Origin of the sequence: Streptomyces sirii (assembly GCF_045690365.1) — a bacterium.
Lineage (GTDB): Bacteria > Actinomycetota > Actinomycetes > Streptomycetales > Streptomycetaceae > Streptomyces > Streptomyces sirii.
Genome location: NZ_CP147982.1, coordinates 3,693,539 through 3,711,427, shown reverse-complemented (window position 1 = coordinate 3,711,427; position 17,889 = coordinate 3,693,539). Strand labels below are relative to the sequence as shown.

The following is a 17,889-nucleotide window of genomic DNA, read 5'->3' as shown; positions in this document are numbered from 1 at the left end:
CGAGCGGGATCGCCGGCGCGACCGAATACTGAGGGAGTGTCATCCACGCCCCCACCCCGCGTCTCCCGCCGCCGGCTGCTCCAGGCCGCCGGCGGTGGGGCGCTCGCCGCGGCCGCGGGCACGGCCATCCGCTCCTGGCATCTGACGGACCGCCACCCGGCCGCGCCGGGCGGCCCCGGACGGATGCTGGTGGACCCCGCGGACCAGTGCTTCGTCCAGGTCGTCGCGCACGCCGACGACGGACTGTTCTTCATGAACCCCGATCTGGAGCAGTCCCTGCGCTGCGGGGCGCGCTCGGTGACGGTCTGTCTTACGGGCGGCGAGGCCGACGGACGCAACGTCAGCCCGGCCGCCCTCCAGCCCGGCAGCGTCCCCGAGGACCGGGCCGCCTTCGCCCGCGCCCGCACCAACGGGCTGCGCGCCGCACACGCCGCGATGGCCACCGGCAACCCCGCCGCGCCCTGGGACGTCGCCGCGGTGTCGCTGCTGCCCGGCTTCCAGGTGGAGGTCCACACGCTGCAGGGCGCCCCGCACCACCGGCTGGTCTTCCTCCAGCTGGTGGAGGCCCGGGCCGTCTGGCAGGCCCGCACCACGAGCCTGCGCGGCCTGTGGCTGGGCGCCGCCGGCACCCTGCCCACGCTGCGGCCCGCCGGCACCCCCGTAGAGCGGCAGTTGCACTACACCCGCGACCAGGTCGTCCAGACCCTGCTGGCGGTGCTCGAACGGGTCCGGCCCACCGTCGTACGGACCCTGGACCCGAACGCGGCGCACTCCCGCAAGCGCCCGCCGGCCACCGCGGACCACGACCCCCGGCTGGCCGGCCTGCGCTACTACGACCATCAGGACCACATCGCCTCCGCCTACTTCGCGCAGGCCGCGCTGGCCGCCCACCGGGGCGGCGCGCCGCACCACCCGGCCATCGTGGAGAACTACCTCGGCTACGAGGCCGGCGCGCTGCCCCACGACGTCGACGCCGCCACCGCCCGCCGCAAGGCCCGGGTGCTGTCCGTGTACGGGTGGGCCGACCGCCGCCGCTGCGGCGACCCGGCCGGCTGCGGCGACCGCAAGGTGGGCGGCTCGGCGCTCAGGGGCACCTCCCGCAACTGGACCCGCTCCACCCGGCTGCGCGCCCCCGGCTCCAACGGCTGGCTCCGCGCCGCCCACGACGGCCGGCTCGCCGCCTTCGCGGTGCTGGGCGGCGCGGCGTACCGCTGGGCCGAGACCCGGCCGGGCAGCGGCCGCTTCGGCGCGCCGCTGCCGGCCGGCGGGGAGCTGCTGCAGGGGCAGATCCACGCGGTGCGCCGGTCCGACGGCGCGCTGGTGCTGTTCGCCTCCCGCACCGTGCTGCCGGGCCGTCACACCGACCACCGCCGTGAGGTGGTGACGGCGGTGCAGCGCGGCACCGCGGCGGACGGCGGGCCCGCCTTCGGGCGCTGGGAGCCGCTGGGCTCCCCGGACCCGGACCCGGTCCGGTCGCTGGAGATCGGCTTCCCGGCGGCGGTGGCCACCCCGGACGGCACGGTGCATGTCTTCGTCCGGACCTGGGACGGCAACATCGCCCACCGGGCCGTGACGCTCCCCGGGCCCTTCTCGCCCTGGGAGCGGCTGGAGGGCCCGGTCAGCGCGCTGCAGGCGTCCCCGGGGATCGTCGACGACATCGATGCGTGCGTGGACTCCGACGGGCTGATCCATCTGGTCGCCCCGAGCGCCCGGACCGTGCAGCACTGGGTGTCGAAGCGGGCCGGGCAGACCCCCCGGCCTGCCGCTGCCACCGGGCTGCCGCAACCGGCCGGCCCGGTCAGCGCCGTGCCGCTGGCCGGCGGCGTGGTCCGCCTCGCCTACCGCCGCGCGGACACCGCGCAGGTGCTGATCGCCGAGCGGCAGCGGACCATCGGCGGATGGCGGGTGTCGGCGCAGTGCGAGGCGGTCGGCGGCTACGGGCGGGTGGCGGCGGCGCCGATCGGCGGCGGCGACCGGATGGTGCTCGCGGCCCGCGACGACGACGGCGAGCTGCGGACGGCGATGGCCCAGGACGCGCCCAAGCCCTGGCAGCGCGGCCGGGTGGCGCACTCGGCGGCCGCCGGGGCCGCCCAGGACGTCGCCGGACGCGCGGTGGTCGTCGTCCTGGGCAACGACGGCCGGCTCTATACGACCCGTCAGACCGGAGCCGGGCAGAGCGCGCCGTTCGGGCGCTGGCGGGCTCAGGACGAGGGACCGGCCTGAGCCGCCGGGCGCAGCAGGATGCGCCGGGAGAGGAGGTAGGTGAAGGGCAGCGCACAGCCGGCCGCCGCCAGCGGCGCCACCGTCGTGCTCACCCCCAGCCAGCTCACCAGCGCCACCAGTCCCGCGCTCTGCACCCCGTAGTTGGTGGCCTGCGTCAGCGGGAACAGCAGGAACTTCCGCCACGTCGGGCGGGTCCGGTAGGTGAAGCGGGCGTTGAGGAGGAACGAGCAGACCATGCTCAGCGCGAAGCTCGCGGTGTAGGCCGCGAAGTACGGCAGCAGGCGGTGCAGCGCCAGATAGCAGGCGTAGAACGTCGCCGTGTTGACCCCGCCGACGGCGGCGAAGCGCACCATCTGGCCCCAACGGACGGGGGCCCGCTCCACGGCCGGCATCAGCCGGTCTGCGAGCCGGCGGTGGCGGCGCCGGCCGGCTCGGGGACCGGGGCGGCGCTGTCGCTCTCCTTGACCAGGAAGTGCGGCCGCCGCTTGGCCTCGTAGTAGATCCGCCCGATGTACTCGCCGATCAGCCCCAGCATCACCATCTGCAGCCCGCCCAGCCCCACGATGATCGCCACCAGCGTCACATAGCCCGGGGCGGTGACCCCGCCGGCGACGGCCGCGCCGATGATCCACAGGGTGTAGAGCGCGGCGAGCGAGGCCAGGCCCAGCCCGGCGTAGATGGCCGCCCGCAGCGGGCGGCAGTTGAACGACAGCATGCCGTCGATGCCGTAGTTGACCAGCGACCCCAGGCGCCACTTCGTCTCGCCGGCCTCCCGGGCGGCGTTGCGGTAGTCGAAGGTGATGGTGTCGAAGCCGATCCAGGAGAACAGGCCCTTGGAGAAGCGGTTGTACTCCGGCAGCGACAGCAGCGCGTCCACGGCCTTGCGGGACAGCAGCCGGAAGTCGCCCACGCCGTCGGCGAGTTCGACCTCGACCCAGTTGTTGACGGCGCGATAGTACAGCCGGCTGAGCGCGGTCCGCAGCCGCCGGTCGCCGTCCCGGCTGCGCCGGGCGACGACCTGGTCGTGGCCGAGCTGGTAGAGGTCGAGCATCTTCTCGACGAGCGGCGGCGGATGCTGCAGATCCGCGTCCATGATGATCACCGCGTCGCCGGTGGCCGCCCGCAGGCCGGCCAGTATCGCGGGCTCCTTGCCGAAGTTGCGGCTGAAGGACAGGTAGCGGGTGGTGCCGCGGTGCTGCTGGGCGAGGCCGCGGAGCCGGGCCAGGGTGCCGTCGGAGCTGCCGTCGTCGACGTAGACCAGCTCGTAGGGGACGGCGAGGCGCTCCAGGACCGCGCGGATCGCGGCGTCGAAGCGGCCGAGCACGGCCTCCTCGTTGTAGCAGGGGACGACGACGGACAGCCTCATCGGCCAACCTCCTGGTGGGAGTGAAGCCGTGGGCGGCTCCGTAGACGTCCCCCGAGCGCGACCATGGCCAGCGCCAGCGCGGCCGCGCCGCTCGCCGCCAGCCCCGACTTCAGGCCCGGCGGCTCATACGCGCACGTCAGCCGCCGGGCACCGGAGCCCAGCGGGACGGCCAACAGCCCGCCGAACGAGGACGGGGCCCCCAACGGCCCGCCGTCCACCGAGCAGCCCCACCCCGCGACGGCCGGCACCGCCAGCACCGCGTGCCCCCTGCTGCCCCGGGGCAGCAGGGCCGTCAGCGCGTGCCCGCCGGCCGTCAGTTCGCGCGGCCCCCGCAGGGCGCGCACCGCCGCGGCCAGCCGGGCCCGCGACAGGCACCCCAGGGCGTGCTCGGGCACCAGCTGGCGGCCCCGGCCGGTGAAGCGCACCACGACCGTGCCGTCGGCGGGCACCCGGCCCAGCGTCCGCACCGGATTGGCGGTGCGGTCCCGGGCGCCGATCCCCTTGGTGCGCCCGCCCAGCCCGCCGACCCGCCCGGAGAACCACGGCGCGGACCACACGACGGTGCCGCCCGGGGCGCACCGGGCACGGAAGGCGGTGCCCGCGCCGCCGTGGTCCGCCGCGTCCGGCAGCAGCCAGCCGCCGCGGGTGGGCGCCGGGGCCGGGCCCGCGGCGGGCGCCAGGTCCGGCACCTCGTAGACCCGGGCGCCCAGCACCCGCTCCTGGCGGGCGAAGACGGTCCGCTCGCCGGTGAGCGGACCCGGCAGCCGGTCGCGGACGGTCAGCAGCGGGGCCGGGGGCCGCGCGCGGTGCGGGACGAACGGCCGGCGGCGGTCCGGGCCCGGCGACAGATAGCTGCCCACACCCATGATCGCCTGCCCCACCGGGTCCTCGAAGCTGAGCGTGTGACGGCCCCTCATGTACCAGCCCGCGCCCAGGTCGCGCAGCGCGCGGGCGGTGGCCGCGGGCACATAGCTGCTGTAGTACGAGCCGCCCTCGCCGCCGATCAGCAGCGGATCGTTGTTGGCGAACTCGTGCGGGCCGGGGTCGGTGCGCCGCCGCGGCCAGTCGCCGCGCGCGCCCAGCACGTCCCGGGCCGCCAGCGACACCGGGTCCAGCGTGGGCTTGGGCCGAAACCACGCGATCTTGTCCCGTACCGCCGTCACCGAGAAGGCCGTGTACGCCGAGGTGAGCAGGACGGCGGCGGTCAGCGCGGCGGTGACGGCCCGGCGCGCACGGGGCGCGCGCAGCGCCGCGAGCGCGCCCAGCCCCAGGAGGGTCGCACCGCCCCCGCCGGCCACCAGGATCCAGGTCGCGGTGCCGGCCGCCCCCTGGTCGCGGCTCAGCCACGCCAGCAGCGCGACCAACGCCCCGCCCGCGGCCAGTTCGCCGATCCGCGGGCGGTGCGCGAGCGCCAGCCAGGAGATCATCACCAGGATCCCGCTGAGCACGAAGGCGGCCCGGTAGGGACTGCCGTTGGGCAGCGCGAAACCGTGCCACAGCAGGATCGCCGGCTCCCAGACGAACGAGGCGCCCACGCCCGCCGCCAGGGCGTACCAGCCGATCCGCACCCGCGCCGGCACCCCGCGCACGAACGGGAACGCGGCGACCAGCAGCAGCCCCGCCACCCCGATGGAGACATTGGGCGCCGGCGCCCCGCCATGGCCGCCGGGCAGCAGCTGCGCCACCTGGTAGAGCGGGGCGGGCCGGTCGCCGTAGCGGACCTCGGGCGCCGGCTGGGCGACCCGGCTGGCCTCCAGCGAGACGGTCAGCACCGGCGCCGCGAGCAGGATGCCGCACGCCGCCATGGACACCGCCCGGGCCAGCGCCCGCAGCCGGTCCGCCGCTGCCGTCCCCGGCGCCGTCAGCAGCCGCAGCCCGAGCACCATCGCCATCGCCAGGGTCGCCATCGCCGCCGTGTAGAAGTTGCCCGCCCAGGCCAGCGCGACCAGCCCGGTGCCGGCCACCCATCGGGTCCGGCGCAGGCACCACTCCGCCGCGATCCCGGTCATCGGCAGCGCGACCAGCCCCCACATCCACATCGGATCGGCGAACCCGTCGTTCAGCACCCAGGCGCACAGCCCGTACCCCACCGACACCAGCGCCCGCAGCACCCCGGGGCCCGGGTGCAGCCGCCCCAGGAAGACGGTCATCAAGGCGGCGGCCAGGCCGATGCTGAACAGCGTGACCAGGAAGACCGGCAGGTCGGTCAGCTCGCGGGGGAAGAGCCCGACCAGCCAGGAGAACGGGTTCATCAGATACGTGAAGAAGTCCGCGAGGAACGGAACGCCGTAGCCGCTGCTCCAGTTGAAGAACAGGTCCCCGGTGGTGTGGCCGTGCAGCAGGTCCCACAACCGGGCGTGGAACGGCACGAACTGGTTGCCCAGGTCGTTGACGGCCCGGGAGCGCGGCCCGAACGGATAGCTGCCGTACAGGGCCAGCGCCAGGCAGTACGCCCCCATGGACAGCGCCGCCGCGAGCCCCGGCGCGGCCAGCCGGCCCAGGGCCCCGCGTGCCACCGCCGGGTGTCCACTCGGGGGAAGGGGCCGGGTGACCTCCCGGGGCCGGAGGGCCTCTTGTGGGGTGGCGGGCGTCGGAGCCACCGGCAGTCCTCCACACTCGGCGAACATTCACCCAACGTTATATGTCTTAATAGTCCGTTTCGCTCCGCTGGGACGCGGGGCTTTCGGGGGATTGCTCCCACACGCGAGGCGGCACGGGACCACACGACGCGCTGCGCCGGGGCGGACCCCGGCCGACCGCGACGACACCGACCGAGGAAAGGGCGCCATGCCGGCATCCGACGACACCGCGGCCGCGGACACCGCCCCGCCGCCCACCGTCTCCGTGGTCATACCCGTGCACAACACCCGGCCCTACCTCGACCGCAGCCTCGGCTCGGTCTTCGCCCAGACCCTCGACCAGCGCCGCATCCAGGTGATCGCGGTCGACGACGGCTCCACCGACGGCAGCGCGCGGTACCTCGCCGAACGCGCCCGCCACCACCCCAACCTGACGGTCGTCCACCAGCCTGCCTCCGGCGGCGCCGGCCGCCCCCGCAACGTCGGCCTCGCCCACGCCACCGGCGACTACCTCTTCTTCCTCGACTCCGACGACCACCTCGGCACCGAGGCACTGGCCCGGCTCACCCGCATGGCCCTAACCCACGGGTCGGACATCGTCTACGGCCGCATCGTCGGCGCCGACGGCCGGGCCGCCCCCGTCGACCTGCGCACCACCGCCGCCGCCGTCACCCCCTTCGACTCCCCGGTCTACTGGACCCTGGCCGCCTACAAGCTCTTCCGCCGCTCCTTCGTCGAACACCACCGGCTGCGCTTCACCGAAGGCCGCCTCCTGGCCGAGGACCTCCCCTTCGGGATCACCGCCCTGCTGCGCGCCGAGACCGTCTCCGTCGTCGCCGACTACGACTGCTACTACCTCCACGGCCGGCCCGACGACAGCAACGCCAGCCGCCAGGACACCGACTGGTGCGAGTACCTCGACTACATCGGCGGCGTCCTCGCCGGCGTCGCCGCCGAAGTCCCGCCCGGCCCGCACCGCGACACCCTGATGGTCCGCCACTTCCACGGCGAGATCCTCATGCCCTTCGCGGCCCCCTACCTCGCCCGCGACACGGCCGGCCGCCGCGCCATGGCCGCCGCCGCCCGCCCCCTGGTCGACCGCTACCTCACCGACCGGGTCCTGGCCGCCCTTCCCCCCGGCCTCCGCCTGCGCGCCCACTGCCTGCGCCGCTCACTCGACGACGAACTGACCGCCGTCGTCCGCGCCGACACCGGCACCCGGCCCCGGCCCCCGCACATCGACACCGACGGACGGGTCTTCGCCCGCTACCCCTACTTCCGCGACCCCGCCCGGACCCTGCCCGACACCTGCTACGACCTCACCGACCGCATGGTGCTGCGCCAGCGGCTGACCGGCTGGCGGTGGAGCGGCGGCGCGGTCCGCCTGCGCGGCACCGCCGCCCTGCCCCACCTCGGCGGCGGCGCCGTCGAGGTCCTGCTGCACGGCAGCGGCGGCGACTACCGCATACCGGCCCGCTACGAGGGCGAGCACTGGCTGGCCGAGGTCGACCCGGCGACCGCGGCCGACGGCCGTCCGCTGCCCGACGGCACCTGGGGACTCAAGGTCGCCGTCACCGCACACGGCGGCGCCGGCACCACCGGACCCGCCCTGCGGCGCGAGGCCTGGCTCGTACCGGAGACACCGGCCGACCCGAAAGCCCCACCGGACGGCCGGGACGCCGCCGGCCTCGCACCGCGGACCGTCGCCCGCGGCCCGGCCGGCCCCGCCGTCGCCACCCTCTTTCGCTCCCGGCCGCACGGCCACCTCCACCTCCACCTGGGCACACCGTGCGCCGGTCCGCCGGTGGGCGCACTCTGGTAACAGCGGTTTCGGAGGTGATCGCGATGTTGCAGACCGCTGTCGGATGGCATGTAGAGCTGGAATTCGAGGAGGACACCCACCGCACCCGCGCCGCCGCGCTCGTACGGCTCCCCGACGGGAGCGAGGTCCGCGCGCACGGGTACGCCAGCCGCCACCCCGCCGACGCCAACCAGCCGAGGGTCGGCGAAGAGGTCGCGGGAGCCAGAGCGCTCAACGAACTGGCGATGAGGCTGCTGACGAAGGCACACGATGAGATCGACGAGGCGTCGGGCCGGACCTCGCACCCGCTGACCTGACCCACAAGGCCGCGGCACCCCGCCCGCGCCCCGCGGAGTAGGGTGCCCGGCCATGATCGAAGAGCCGGAGTTCCTGACCGACACCCGCACCTTCTACGACACCATCGCCACCGACTACGCCGAGCACTTCCGCGATCCCATGGCCACCAGGCACTGGGACCGGGCCGTGCTCGCCGCATTCGCCGACATCGTGCGGGCCGAGGACACCGGGCCCGTCGCCGACCTCGGCTGCGGTCCCGGATGGATCAGCGCCCACCTCGACGCCCTGGGGCTGCCCGTCTCCGGCGTCGACCTGTCCCCCGAGATGGTGGCCCTCGCCCGGCGGGAGTACCCCGGCCTGCGCTTCGACGTCGGGTCGATGCTCGACCTGGACCTGCCGGACGGCTCCCTCGGCGGCATCGTCGCCTGGTACTCGATCATCCACACGCCGCTGGAGCGGCTCCCGGAGCTGTTCGCCGAGTTCCACCGGATGCTCGCCCCGGGCGGCCATCTGCTCGTCGCCTTCCAGGCCGGCGACGAACCGCTGCGCCTGGCGCGGCCCTTCGGCCACCCCGTCTCGCTCGACTTCCGCAGGCGACAGCCCGACCGGATAGCCGAACTGCTGGCGGGCGCCGGGCTGGACGTACGGTCCCGGCTGCTGCGGGAGCCTGAGGAGGTGCTGGGGGAGTCGACCCCGCAGGCCTACCTCACCGCCCGCAAACCCGCCGCCGACGCCGGCTGACCGCACCCGGCGGCGGGCTGCCGCGTCAGCCCTGCGGGTGGTGGTGGCGCCACCCCGCCCACGCCGAAGTGATCATGTCGCGGACGTCGTGGTGCGCCTTCCAGCCCAGCTCCGCGGCGATCCGGTCGGCGGCCGCCACCACCCGGGCCGGGTCGCCGGCGCGCCGCGGGGTCACCTCGGGGACGACGCCCTCATAGCCGGTGATCTCGGTGATCAGGCCGATCAACTCGCGCACCGAGACGCCCTCGCCCCGGCCGATGTTCAGCGTCAGATCACCCACCGGGCCCGGCTCGGCGAGCTTGCGGGCGGCCGCCACATGGGCGTCGGCGAGGTCGGCGACATGGATGTAGTCGCGGATGCAGGTGCCGTCGGGGGTGTCGTAGTCGTCGCCGAAGATCCGCGGGGCGGCGCCCTCGGTGAGCTTCTCGAACACCATCGGCACGATGTTGAACACGCCGGTGTCGGCGAGCTCGGGGGTGGCCGCGCCGGCGACGTTGAAGTAGCGCAGACAGGCCGTGCCGATGCCGTGCGCCCGGCCCGCCGCACGGGCCATCCACTCGCCGACCAGCTTGGTCTCGCCGTAGGGGTTGATCGGCGTGCAGGGCGTGTCCTCGGTGACCAGGTCGACGTCCGGCATGCCGTAGACGGCGGCGGAGGAGGAGAACACGAAGCGGCCCACGCCGCCCGCGGCCATCGCCTCCAGCAGCGTCTGCAGGCCGTGCACGTTCTCCCGGTAGTACAGCAGCGGCATCTCCACGGACTCGCCGACCTGCTTCTTGGCGGCCAGATGCACCACATCGGTGACGCCGTGCGCGGCGATCGTCTCGTCGAGCAGGGCGCGGTTGAGGGTCGAGCCGACGACCAGCGGGACGCCCTCGGGCAGCCGGGCGGCCACGCCCGTCGTCAGGTCGTCCAGCACCACGACCTGCTCCCCCGCCTGCCGCAGGGCCCGTACGACATGGGAGCCGATATAGCCGGCACCACCCGTGATCAAGTAAGACATAGCGCCAATCCTAGGCTCGGGGTCGGACAACGAAAGGGGCGGCGGTCAGCGGCGCAGCCGGCGGGCGGCGATCCGCCACACGCTGCGCAGCCCCGACGCGACCCGCAGCGACAGTGCGCCGCCGGTCGTCGCGTACGGCTGCACCAGCAGCACCGCGTGCCGCCGGCTGGGCAGGACCCGGCGCCGCAGCCCCGGACCGGTGGCCCGCAGAGCGGCCCGGAAGCCGGCGCCGTCGGCGCAGCTGACCTGCGCCATCAGGTCCCACGGCTCGGGTTCGGCGCGGCCGCTGCCGCGCTCGGCCAGCGCCTCTATGTCCAGCACGACCTCGGCCGACCAGCAGGCCTCCGCCCCGGCGCCGCCCGCCGCGGGCGTCAGCGCCGCGGTGTGGACCGGACCGCGACGGTCGTCGCGCCGGCGCCGCAGCTCCACGTCGATGCTCTCCGGCCCGGCCGCCGCCAGCCGCCCGTACAGATCGTGGACACGCAGCCGCAGCACACCGCGGCCGGCCACCGCCGGCTCCGCGTCCACCGTCACCGGCAGCCGGTGCAGCGGTTTGCTGCCGATCGCCTCCAGCTCGATCCCCGGAAGGTCCGCCGACCACACCGCCCGCCCGTCGGCCTCCGCGTACGGCGGCAGCAGCCGGCCGGGCCGGCCCGCCAGCTGCGTGAGCCGGTCCAGGTCACGCGGGACGGGGGAGGCCAGCACGACCCGCGCCAGCCAGCGGGCCGGGGCCCGGGCCGCCCGCAGCTCCGCCTCGTCGAAGCCCGCCAGGTAGTCGCGGGTCAGCCGCCACCACTCCGCGCGGTAGTCGGCGCCGCGGGTGTGCAGCTCGCGGACGTACATCCGCAGATCGTGATCGAGGAACTTGGTGGCGGCGGCCTGCGCCAGCGCCTTGTGCCCGGCGTCCAGGAAGATCCGCACGCTGGTGCGGTGCGCCTCGATCCGCGCCTGCCAGTTGGCGACGTCCTTGCGGTCCAGGGAGATCGACTGCTTGGCGGCCGAGCGGCGCACATGCCAGACGTAGACGCTGTCGGGGATGGTCGCGATCCGCGGCGCGGCCGCCAGCACCCGGGCGGTGAAGACGAAGTCCTCGTAGGTGAAGCGGCCCTCGGGGAAGACGATGCCGTGCTCGGTCAGGAACGCCCGGTCGTAGAGCTTGTTGACGCAGAGGGTGTCGCGGACCAGCTGGGGACTGGACGCGGCCGACTCGTGCACCGCCGCCTCGCGGTAGAGCGCCGGCAGCCAGGGGATGTCCCGCCGCGCCGGCAGCTCACGGCGCACACAGGCGCCGGCCGCCACCGGGGCGTCGTGCTCCAGCGCGGCGGCCAGCAGCGCCCGCGCCGCGCCCGGCGGCAGCACGTCGTCGCTGTCCAGGAACATCACGAACCGCCCGGTGGCGGCGCGCAGACCGTCGTTGCGGGGAGTGCCGCAGCCGCCGCTGTTCTCGCTGCGGTGGATGACCCGCAGCCGCGGCTCGGTGCGGGCGAGGGCGTCCAGGGCGGCGCCGGTGCCGTCGGTGGAGGCGTCGTTCACCGCGATCACCTCGGTGACCGTCTCCCCGGGCGTCTCCTGCGTGAGCGCGGAGCGCACCGCATCGCCGACATGGACGGCATCGTTGAAGGCGATGACGACGATGCTGACCTGCGCGGATGGCGTGATGGTGGGCCCTGGCTGAGGCTCTAGGGCTTCTTTCACAGTCACTAAATCTACATTTCGTGTCGACAGCATCACTTGGCGCGAGCGGGATCCGTACCCATATCCGATGGGTCAGAGGGGGAATCCCGGCGCGCGGTTGCACCCGCCGCCTCGGTTTTCCGCCTCATTGCCATCCCATGACCGGACGGAGTCGGGAGCCGGGCGTGCGGACGCCCGCAAGGGAACCCGCACATGCTGTAACGACGCGAACGCCGTGCGATGCCGATCCGCGCGCCCTCACCTTGCCGCGCACCGGCCCGCCCACCGCTCCCTCGTGCCACCACCCCCTCGGAGCCTCACCGCTCCATCAGATCCGCGACCCGGCCGGCCGCCCCGCCGTCGTCCCGGTGGCAGAACGTCTCCCGGAAGTCCGCGTACGCGTCCGAGCCGGCCGCCGCGATCGCCTCCAAGTCGCCCAGCGCGTCGATCAGTTCACCGGTCGACGTCAGCAGCGGACCCGGCACCCGGGCCTCGAAGTCCAGCGTGAAACCGCGCAGCGCATCGCGGTAGTGCGGCAGATCGGGGGTCAGGAACAGCATCGGGCGGCCCGTGTTGGCGAAGTCCGCGGCCAACGAGGAGTAGTCGGTGACCAGGACGTCCGCGGCCAGCAGCAGCTCGGTGGCGTCCGGATAGCAGGAGACGTCCACGGCGAACGGCGCGTGATGGGCCGGCAGCCGGTCGGCGACCAGCGGATGACTGCGCACCAGCAGCACATGGCCGTCCGCCAGCTCCCGCCGCGCCAACTCCAGATCGAGCGGCAGATGCAGCCGGTGGTGCCCCGCGTCGTACGCCAGATCGTCCCGCGGCGTCGGCGCGTACAGCACCACCTTCCGGTCCGGCGCGATGCCCAGCCGCTCCCGCACCGCCGCCGCCCTCAGGTCGCGGTCGGCGGCGAACAGCGCGTCCGTACGCGGCAGACCGGTCTCCAGCAGCCGCCCCGAATAAGCCAGCGCCGACCGCAGCACCGGAGTGCTGTGCGCGTTCGGCGACAGCAGCACGCTCCACTGCCGGCTCACCCGCGGCCGCGGCGCCAGATGCGCCAGCCCCGCGCACAGCGTGCCCGCCAGATCCGCGCCGATCCGCTTCAGCGGAGTGCCGTGCCAGGTCTGGATGATGCGCTGCCCGCCGCGCCGGGTGAACCAGCGCGGCAGATGGGTGTTGGTGACCACCCAGCGGCTGTGCGCCAGCGCCCCGTGCCACTCGGCGCTGCCCACCACCACCGCCCGCGCCGTCTTCGGCACCGCGGCCTGCGCATCGCGCACCGCCCACAGATGCTCCACCTCCGCACCTCGGCGCACCAGCTCCTCGTGCACCGCACGCGGCGAGTCCCCGTACGCACGGCCCCCGAAACTGCTGTACAGGACGGTGTCCCGCAACGGGCGGGAGCGGTGCAGCGCATAGTGCTGCTCGCGCAGCACCCGTCGCCGGTAGGGGCCGCGGTCGGTGACCGGCAGCGCCGGACCCGCGATCACCAGCGCCTCGTCGTGCAGCTGCCGGTCCAGGGTCAGCGGCTTGCCGCCGACCGTACAGCCGGCCGGCAGCCCCTCCCAGACGGCCGGCGCGATCCGCACCGGCGCGTCCAACGGCGAGCCCGGCGCCCCCCGCTCCCGCAGATGCAGGCTCCAGCGGCCCTCCCGCAGCGGCACCGGCCCGGCGAGCGAAGGCAGCGCCCCCAGCGGCAGCGTGCCATGGAACCGGCCCTCGTCGTGCGTGGTGGCGAACGCCAACTCGGTCGCGTGCGCGGCGTGCTTGAGAACCAGCTCGGTGGCGTGCGGCGCGGCGTCCGGCAGCCCGCCCGCCACCAGCAGCGCGCCGTCGGGGCGCCACAGCACCCGGTCCAGATACGGCTGCGGAGTCCGGTCGTGCAGCACGACGTTCCCCGCCGCGGTGGCCGCCACCACCAGCTCACGGCCGTGCGAGAGCGGATACGCCACCGGTTCCAGCCCCGCCTCGCAGGCGATCGCCTCGGTGCCGCCGCCCGCCAGCACCAGCTCCGGCGACCAGCTCTCGGTGTGCACCGGGGCGATCGCCGCGGGCGCACCGTCGCGGACGGGCCGCGCCGCGGCCAGCGCGTCCAGACGGATGCGCACGGTCAGCTGCCCGGGCCCGGCGCCGTACGGGGCCGCGGCGCCCGCCGCCTCCCCAGGGGCCGCGGCACCCCCCGCCTCCCCGGGGCCCGCGGCCTCCCGAGCCGTCTCCACCGGGAACGACACCACCGTCCCCGTCCCCTGATGCGTCAGCCGCAGCGCCGACGGCGCCGGCCCCGGAGCCGCCACCGTCACCTCCAGCACCCCGGCCGCCACCCGATGCCCGGCCAGCCGCCGGGTACGGCGCGCCACCGAGAGCCCGAGCCGCCCCTGCCCGTACCCCGGCGTGATCCGCACCCGCCCCGCCGCACCCTCGTCGGCCACGTCGAAGGCGCCCGGCGCGGCACCCGACCCCGTCTGCGCCGCACCCAGCGCCGCCGCCCGCACCACACCCGCCGAGGTGAGCAGCACCCCGACCCGCCACTCGCCCTCCTCCCAGCGCCCGCCCCGGCGCAGCCGCGCCGGATCGAACCGCACCTCGAAGCCCGACCAGTCGTAGCAGTGCTGCTCCTGACCGGACTCGACGGTCGCCTCCGGCATCAGCAGCGGCCGCAGCGGCAGCAGGATCCGCCGCCGGCCGCACGACAGCACCGCCGTCCGCAGATAGCTGTGCCGGTGCGCGGCGGCCAGATTGCGGATATAGGCATAACCGCGCAGGCACCACACACCCTCGCGCCACACCGCCTCGGCGACCTTCGCCCGCACCGGGAAGTCGGCGCGCTCCAGCCGCGTCACACCGGGCGGCAGCTCCAGCGCCGGGGCCTCTCCCGCACCGCCGCGCCCGCCACCCGCCGCCGAGCCGCCCAGCGGCAGCACCGCCCGCTTGCGCAGCGGCGGACCGGCCACCGCGAACCCCGCCGGGTTGCGCGCCTCGTGCGCCAGCAGCGCCAGCAGATCGGCCATCCGCCCCGCGCGGATCAGATACCAGCGCATCCGCAGCTCCACCGGCAGCGCCGGGAACAACCGGGGATCGGCACCCGCCAGGAAGCCCCGGGCGCAGTCCAGGAACGCCGTCCGGGTCTCCGGCGCCGCGGCCGGCAGCGTCTCGACCAGATCCAGCAGCCCGTCGGTCAGCTGCGCCCGGTCGTAGTCGCGCTGATAGGCGTTCAGATGGGTACGGGCCGGATCGGCGAGGAAGCGGCGGACCGCGGCCACCGCCGCGAACCGCTCCCGCACACCCCGCGCATCGAGCCCCCGCTGCCGCCCCGGCCCCTCCGGCAGCCGCCAGTAGCACACGTGCTCATGCAGCACGTCGACCGTCCTGGCCAGGAAGTGCGCCGGCAGCGTCACCGCCGCGTCGTGGCACAACTCCCCTTCCGCAAAGGCCAGTTCATGCCGCTCCCAGAACGCGCGCCGGAAGACCTTGTTGCGCGCGAAGCAGTCCGACAGCAGCGACAGGTCCTCGGTGATGTGGGTGCGCAGCGCCGTCCCGTAGGTCTCCGGGTGGTACGTGGACTGGCTGCGGCCGGCTGCGCCGAGGCGGTAGACGTTGCCCGTCGCCAGATCCGAACCGGACTTGTCCAGCAGGCCCACCAGGTCCTCGTAGGCGCGCGGCAGCAGCACGTCGTCGGCGTCGAGGAACGCCAGGTAGTCGGTGTGCGGATAGCCGTGCCGGGCACCGGTGTTGCGCACCGCACCGCACCCGCCCGCCGCCTCGCCCCCCGGGTGGTGGACGATACGGAACCGCGGATCCCGCTCGGCGAACCGGCGGGCGACCGCGGCGGGCGTGCCCTCCGCCCCACCGGCCGGCCCCTCCGCGGGCCCGCCGTCCACCATCACCACATCCAGTTCGGTCAGCGTCTGAGCCGCCACCGAATCCAGGCACTCCTCCACATTCCGCTCGGAACCCTCCAGGCGATGCACGGGGACGACGACGGTGAGCCGAGGCTTCATACGCGGACCAAGCCTTTCCGGACTGGCGATGCACAAGACCGGACCGTTCAACTCACCACCGGCGGCACGGTCACCGGATCTGCGCTGAAAGGGTGAGACGCACCACCGACAGGACGTGTCCGGATGCTTACGCTCAGTGCCCAACTGTCGGCGCGCCGTAGCGCCGGGCGCACGTCGGATGCCGTAGACCCGATGCACAGCGTTATGGCGCCCCGCGCGCCGAGTCCCCAGGGAAGGTGACCGCGTCCCGATGCCCGGCCGTACCGACAGCTCCACCGCCACCGACAGCCCCGATGCCCAGCCGCCCGGCAGCGACCCCCGCACCGCCCCGGCCGCCTGCTCCACCGGCACCGCCCCGGCCGCCTCCACCGCCCGGCTGCCGGTCGACCGGGCCCGCAGTGGCCTCGCCCGGCTCCTGCCCGACCGCACCCCCTACCGCCGCCAACTGCGGCGCATCGGCGCCGGACGGGTACTGGAGATCGGCTGCGGACAAGGCGACACCCTCGCCGGATGCGCCCCCGGCAGCGTCGGAGTCGACCACGACCCGCAGTCCGTGGAACGCTGCCGCACCCGCGGACTGACCGCCTACACCGCCGACGCCTTCCTCGCCGGCCCGCACGCCAGACCCGGCGCCTTCGACGCGCTGCTGACCGCGCACGTCCTGGAGCACCTCGACGACGAACAGGTCGAAGAGCTGCTGCGCGCCTACGTCCGCTACGTACGGCCCGGCGGCGGCGTACTGCTGATCACCCCGCAGGAGGCCGGACACCGGGCCGCCGGCCCCGCCCCGGTCCGCTTCACCGACTTCCACCTGCTGCGCGCCTTCGCCGAATCCGCCGGCCTGGCCGTCCGCCGCACCTACTCCCATCCGCTGCCGCGGCCGGCCGGGATGCTGCTGCGGTCCAATGCCTTCGTCCTCGTGGCGCAGGTCCCGGGAGAGGGCGTGGGCAGGTTCACGGACTCGGTGCCGAGGTGACGCGCGACGCCGCGCCCGCGGGCCCGGGGCGGGCGGCGCGCCGCCCCCGGCCCGTCCGCCTCAGCGGGTACGCGCCCGCTTCCGGGCCCTGACGATCGCCCGGGTGACGATCGGCGGCAGCACATCCAGCGCCACCCTGCGCACCGTGCTCCGCGTCGGAACCGGCGGACGGGACGCCGGACGGGCCCCGGACGCCGCCGGACGGGTGGCCGACGGCCGCTGCGCGGCGCGGGGGGCGGGCACCGCCCGATGGCGCGAGACCGGCTGGGCGGGCTCCTCGGCGCCCTTGGCGCTCAGCCGGATCAGCGGGGCGTCGTTGACGTACTGCACCTCGTGCCAGATGTCGCCGCGCGCCGCCATCCACTCCAGCAGCGCCTTCTGCGCCGGCTCGGGGTCGCCCCACGTCCCGTAGAACTTGGTGCCGGTGATGCAGATCGGGCGCAGCCCCTCGTTCGCCACGGCCTGCCAGGTGGCGGCGGCCACTCCCGGGCAGTGCTCGGCGCGGTAGTCGTCCAGCACCACCACACCGCTGCCGGTGAGCAGCTCGCGCACCGCGAGGATGTCGCCGTGCACATGCTCGTACAGATGCGAGGCGTCGATATGCGCGAAGCGCACCGAGCCGGGCTCGACGTGGTCGCTCACGATCGAGCTGAGACCCTGCACGATGGTGGGCAACTCGTCGTGGAACGCGAGGTAGTTGGCCTCGAAGGCGCGGCGCGTCAGGGTCGCGTAGGACTTCCTCATCTCCTTGGAGTTGGAGGCGTCCTCGGCGGGGGAGTCGAAGAGATCGCAGACCGTGAAGCGCTCGTCCGGGCGCAGCCGCGCACCGAGGAAGATCGCGCTCTTGCCCATGTACGCGCCCAGTTCGAGCAGGTCACCCGACTCGGAACGGTCCTGCTGATGCGCCAGGAACCAGTCGAAGAGCAGCTGATCGGCGGTGAAGAACCAGCCTTTGACCTCGGACAGCCGGGTGGGGCGCGGGAGTTGTTCGGCACTCTGGTCTGCGATGGGGGCAGTCATGTGCGGTCCGTCTCCAGACGGTCGGGAACGTAGGGCGAAATGCACTCGGGGACAGGTGGTGGAGAGGGTGGGGACAGCGGAGACAAGGGATATGGATATGGGGGGATATGGGTGCTGTCTGGAATCTGTGCGATGTTCGTGCGGTATTCGTGCGATATCTGCAGTTATGAACGCGCCCGGCGTCATGGCCGCGGCACACCGGCGCGAC

The 17,889-nt window shown here is 74.6% G+C and carries 12 protein-coding genes; 5 read left to right on the top strand and 7 right to left on the bottom strand.

Features of this window, described 5'->3' with window-relative positions; genetic code table 11:
* The first annotated feature begins 36 nt into the window (after positions 1–36).
* Complete coding sequence (locus tag WAB15_RS16595; RefSeq protein WP_407286731.1) at positions 37–2,223, top strand: PIG-L family deacetylase; 2,187 nt, start codon at positions 37–39, stop codon at positions 2,221–2,223.
* Here the strand turns inward: WAB15_RS16595 and WAB15_RS16590 are convergent.
* From WAB15_RS16590 to WAB15_RS16580, 3 genes are read right to left on the bottom strand one after another with little or no spacing between them, the layout of a single operon-like run.
* The gene (locus WAB15_RS16590; RefSeq protein WP_407289236.1) at positions 2,202–2,576 is read right to left on the bottom strand and encodes a GtrA family protein; all 375 of its coding nucleotides are present in this window, start codon (positions 2,574–2,576) and stop codon (positions 2,202–2,204) included. The two genes, WAB15_RS16595 and WAB15_RS16590, sit on opposite strands and share 22 nt — an antisense overlap.
* A 38-nt stretch (positions 2,577–2,614) precedes the next feature.
* Positions 2,615–3,589 carry a glycosyltransferase family 2 protein gene (locus WAB15_RS16585; protein WP_407286730.1) on the bottom strand — a complete coding sequence of 325 codons (975 nt, stop codon included), beginning with the start codon at positions 3,587–3,589 and terminating at the stop codon, positions 2,615–2,617.
* Entirely contained in the window at positions 3,586–6,105 is a 2,520-nt protein-coding gene (locus tag WAB15_RS16580) for a YfhO family protein (protein ID WP_407286729.1), read from the bottom strand. The genes WAB15_RS16585 and WAB15_RS16580 overlap by 4 nt, the downstream gene beginning before the upstream one ends.
* Positions 6,106–6,376: 271 nt before the next feature.
* On the opposite strand from WAB15_RS16580, the gene WAB15_RS16575 reads away from it, so the two are divergent.
* From WAB15_RS16575 to WAB15_RS16565, 3 genes are read left to right on the top strand one after another with little or no spacing between them, the layout of a single operon-like run.
* Positions 6,377–7,990 (top strand): glycosyltransferase family 2 protein, encoded by a 1,614-nt coding sequence (locus tag WAB15_RS16575; protein ID WP_399146997.1) that lies wholly within the window; start codon positions 6,377–6,379, stop codon positions 7,988–7,990.
* Positions 7,991–8,013: 23 nt separating this feature from the next.
* Complete coding sequence (locus tag WAB15_RS16570; RefSeq protein ID WP_399146996.1) at positions 8,014–8,286, top strand: DUF1876 domain-containing protein; 273 nt, start codon at positions 8,014–8,016, stop codon at positions 8,284–8,286.
* 55 nt (positions 8,287–8,341) lie between these two features.
* The gene (locus tag WAB15_RS16565; protein ID WP_407289235.1) at positions 8,342–9,007 is read left to right on the top strand and encodes a class I SAM-dependent DNA methyltransferase; all 666 of its coding nucleotides are present in this window, start codon (positions 8,342–8,344) and stop codon (positions 9,005–9,007) included.
* 25 nt (positions 9,008–9,032) lie between these two features.
* Here WAB15_RS16565 and galE read toward each other — a convergent pair whose 3' ends face one another.
* The 3 genes from galE to WAB15_RS16550 all read right to left on the bottom strand — a co-directional run bounded on the left by galE (position 9,033) and on the right by WAB15_RS16550 (position 15,685).
* Entirely contained in the window at positions 9,033–10,010 is a 978-nt protein-coding gene (gene galE / locus WAB15_RS16560) for a UDP-glucose 4-epimerase GalE (RefSeq protein ID WP_399146995.1), read from the bottom strand.
* A gap of 45 nt (positions 10,011–10,055) precedes the next feature.
* Positions 10,056–11,705: a glycosyltransferase family 2 protein gene (locus WAB15_RS16555; protein WP_399146994.1), complete on the bottom strand. Its 1,650-nt coding sequence runs from the start codon at positions 11,703–11,705 to the stop codon at positions 10,056–10,058.
* A gap of 296 nt (positions 11,706–12,001) precedes the next feature.
* On the bottom strand, positions 12,002–15,685 hold the full coding sequence (locus tag WAB15_RS16550) for a CDP-glycerol glycerophosphotransferase family protein (RefSeq protein ID WP_407286728.1): 3,684 nt from the start codon (positions 15,683–15,685) through the stop codon (positions 12,002–12,004).
* A gap of 250 nt (positions 15,686–15,935) precedes the next feature.
* Between WAB15_RS16550 and WAB15_RS16545 the strand changes: the two genes are divergently transcribed.
* Entirely contained in the window at positions 15,936–16,661 is a 726-nt protein-coding gene (locus WAB15_RS16545; RefSeq protein ID WP_407286727.1) for a class I SAM-dependent methyltransferase, read from the top strand.
* Between the two features lie 60 nt (positions 16,662–16,721).
* Here the strand turns inward: WAB15_RS16545 and WAB15_RS16540 are convergent, their stop codons facing one another.
* On the bottom strand, positions 16,722–17,681 hold the full coding sequence (locus WAB15_RS16540; protein WP_407286726.1) for a class I SAM-dependent methyltransferase: 960 nt from the start codon (positions 17,679–17,681) through the stop codon (positions 16,722–16,724).
* Positions 17,682–17,889 lie beyond the last annotated feature (208 nt).

What these genes read in the sequence shown, in the direction of transcription:
- WAB15_RS16590 (WP_407289236.1), bottom strand. Translation starts at nt 2,576, where the DNA reads ATGGTGCGCTTCGCCGCCGTCGGCGGGGTCAACACGGCGACGTTCTAC.
- galE (WP_399146995.1), bottom strand. Translation starts at nt 10,010, where the DNA reads ATGTCTTACTTGATCACGGGTGGTGCCGGCTATATCGGCTCCCATGTC.
- WAB15_RS16545 (WP_407286727.1), top strand. Translation starts at nt 15,936, where the DNA reads ATGCCCGGCCGTACCGACAGCTCCACCGCCACCGACAGCCCCGATGCC.
- WAB15_RS16550 (WP_407286728.1), bottom strand. Translation starts at nt 15,685, where the DNA reads ATGAAGCCTCGGCTCACCGTCGTCGTCCCCGTGCATCGCCTGGAGGGT.
- WAB15_RS16585 (WP_407286730.1), bottom strand. Translation starts at nt 3,589, where the DNA reads ATGAGGCTGTCCGTCGTCGTCCCCTGCTACAACGAGGAGGCCGTGCTC.
- WAB15_RS16570 (WP_399146996.1), top strand. Translation starts at nt 8,014, where the DNA reads ATGTTGCAGACCGCTGTCGGATGGCATGTAGAGCTGGAATTCGAGGAG.
- WAB15_RS16540 (WP_407286726.1), bottom strand. Translation starts at nt 17,681, where the DNA reads ATGACTGCCCCCATCGCAGACCAGAGTGCCGAACAACTCCCGCGCCCC.
- WAB15_RS16575 (WP_399146997.1), top strand. Translation starts at nt 6,377, where the DNA reads ATGCCGGCATCCGACGACACCGCGGCCGCGGACACCGCCCCGCCGCCC.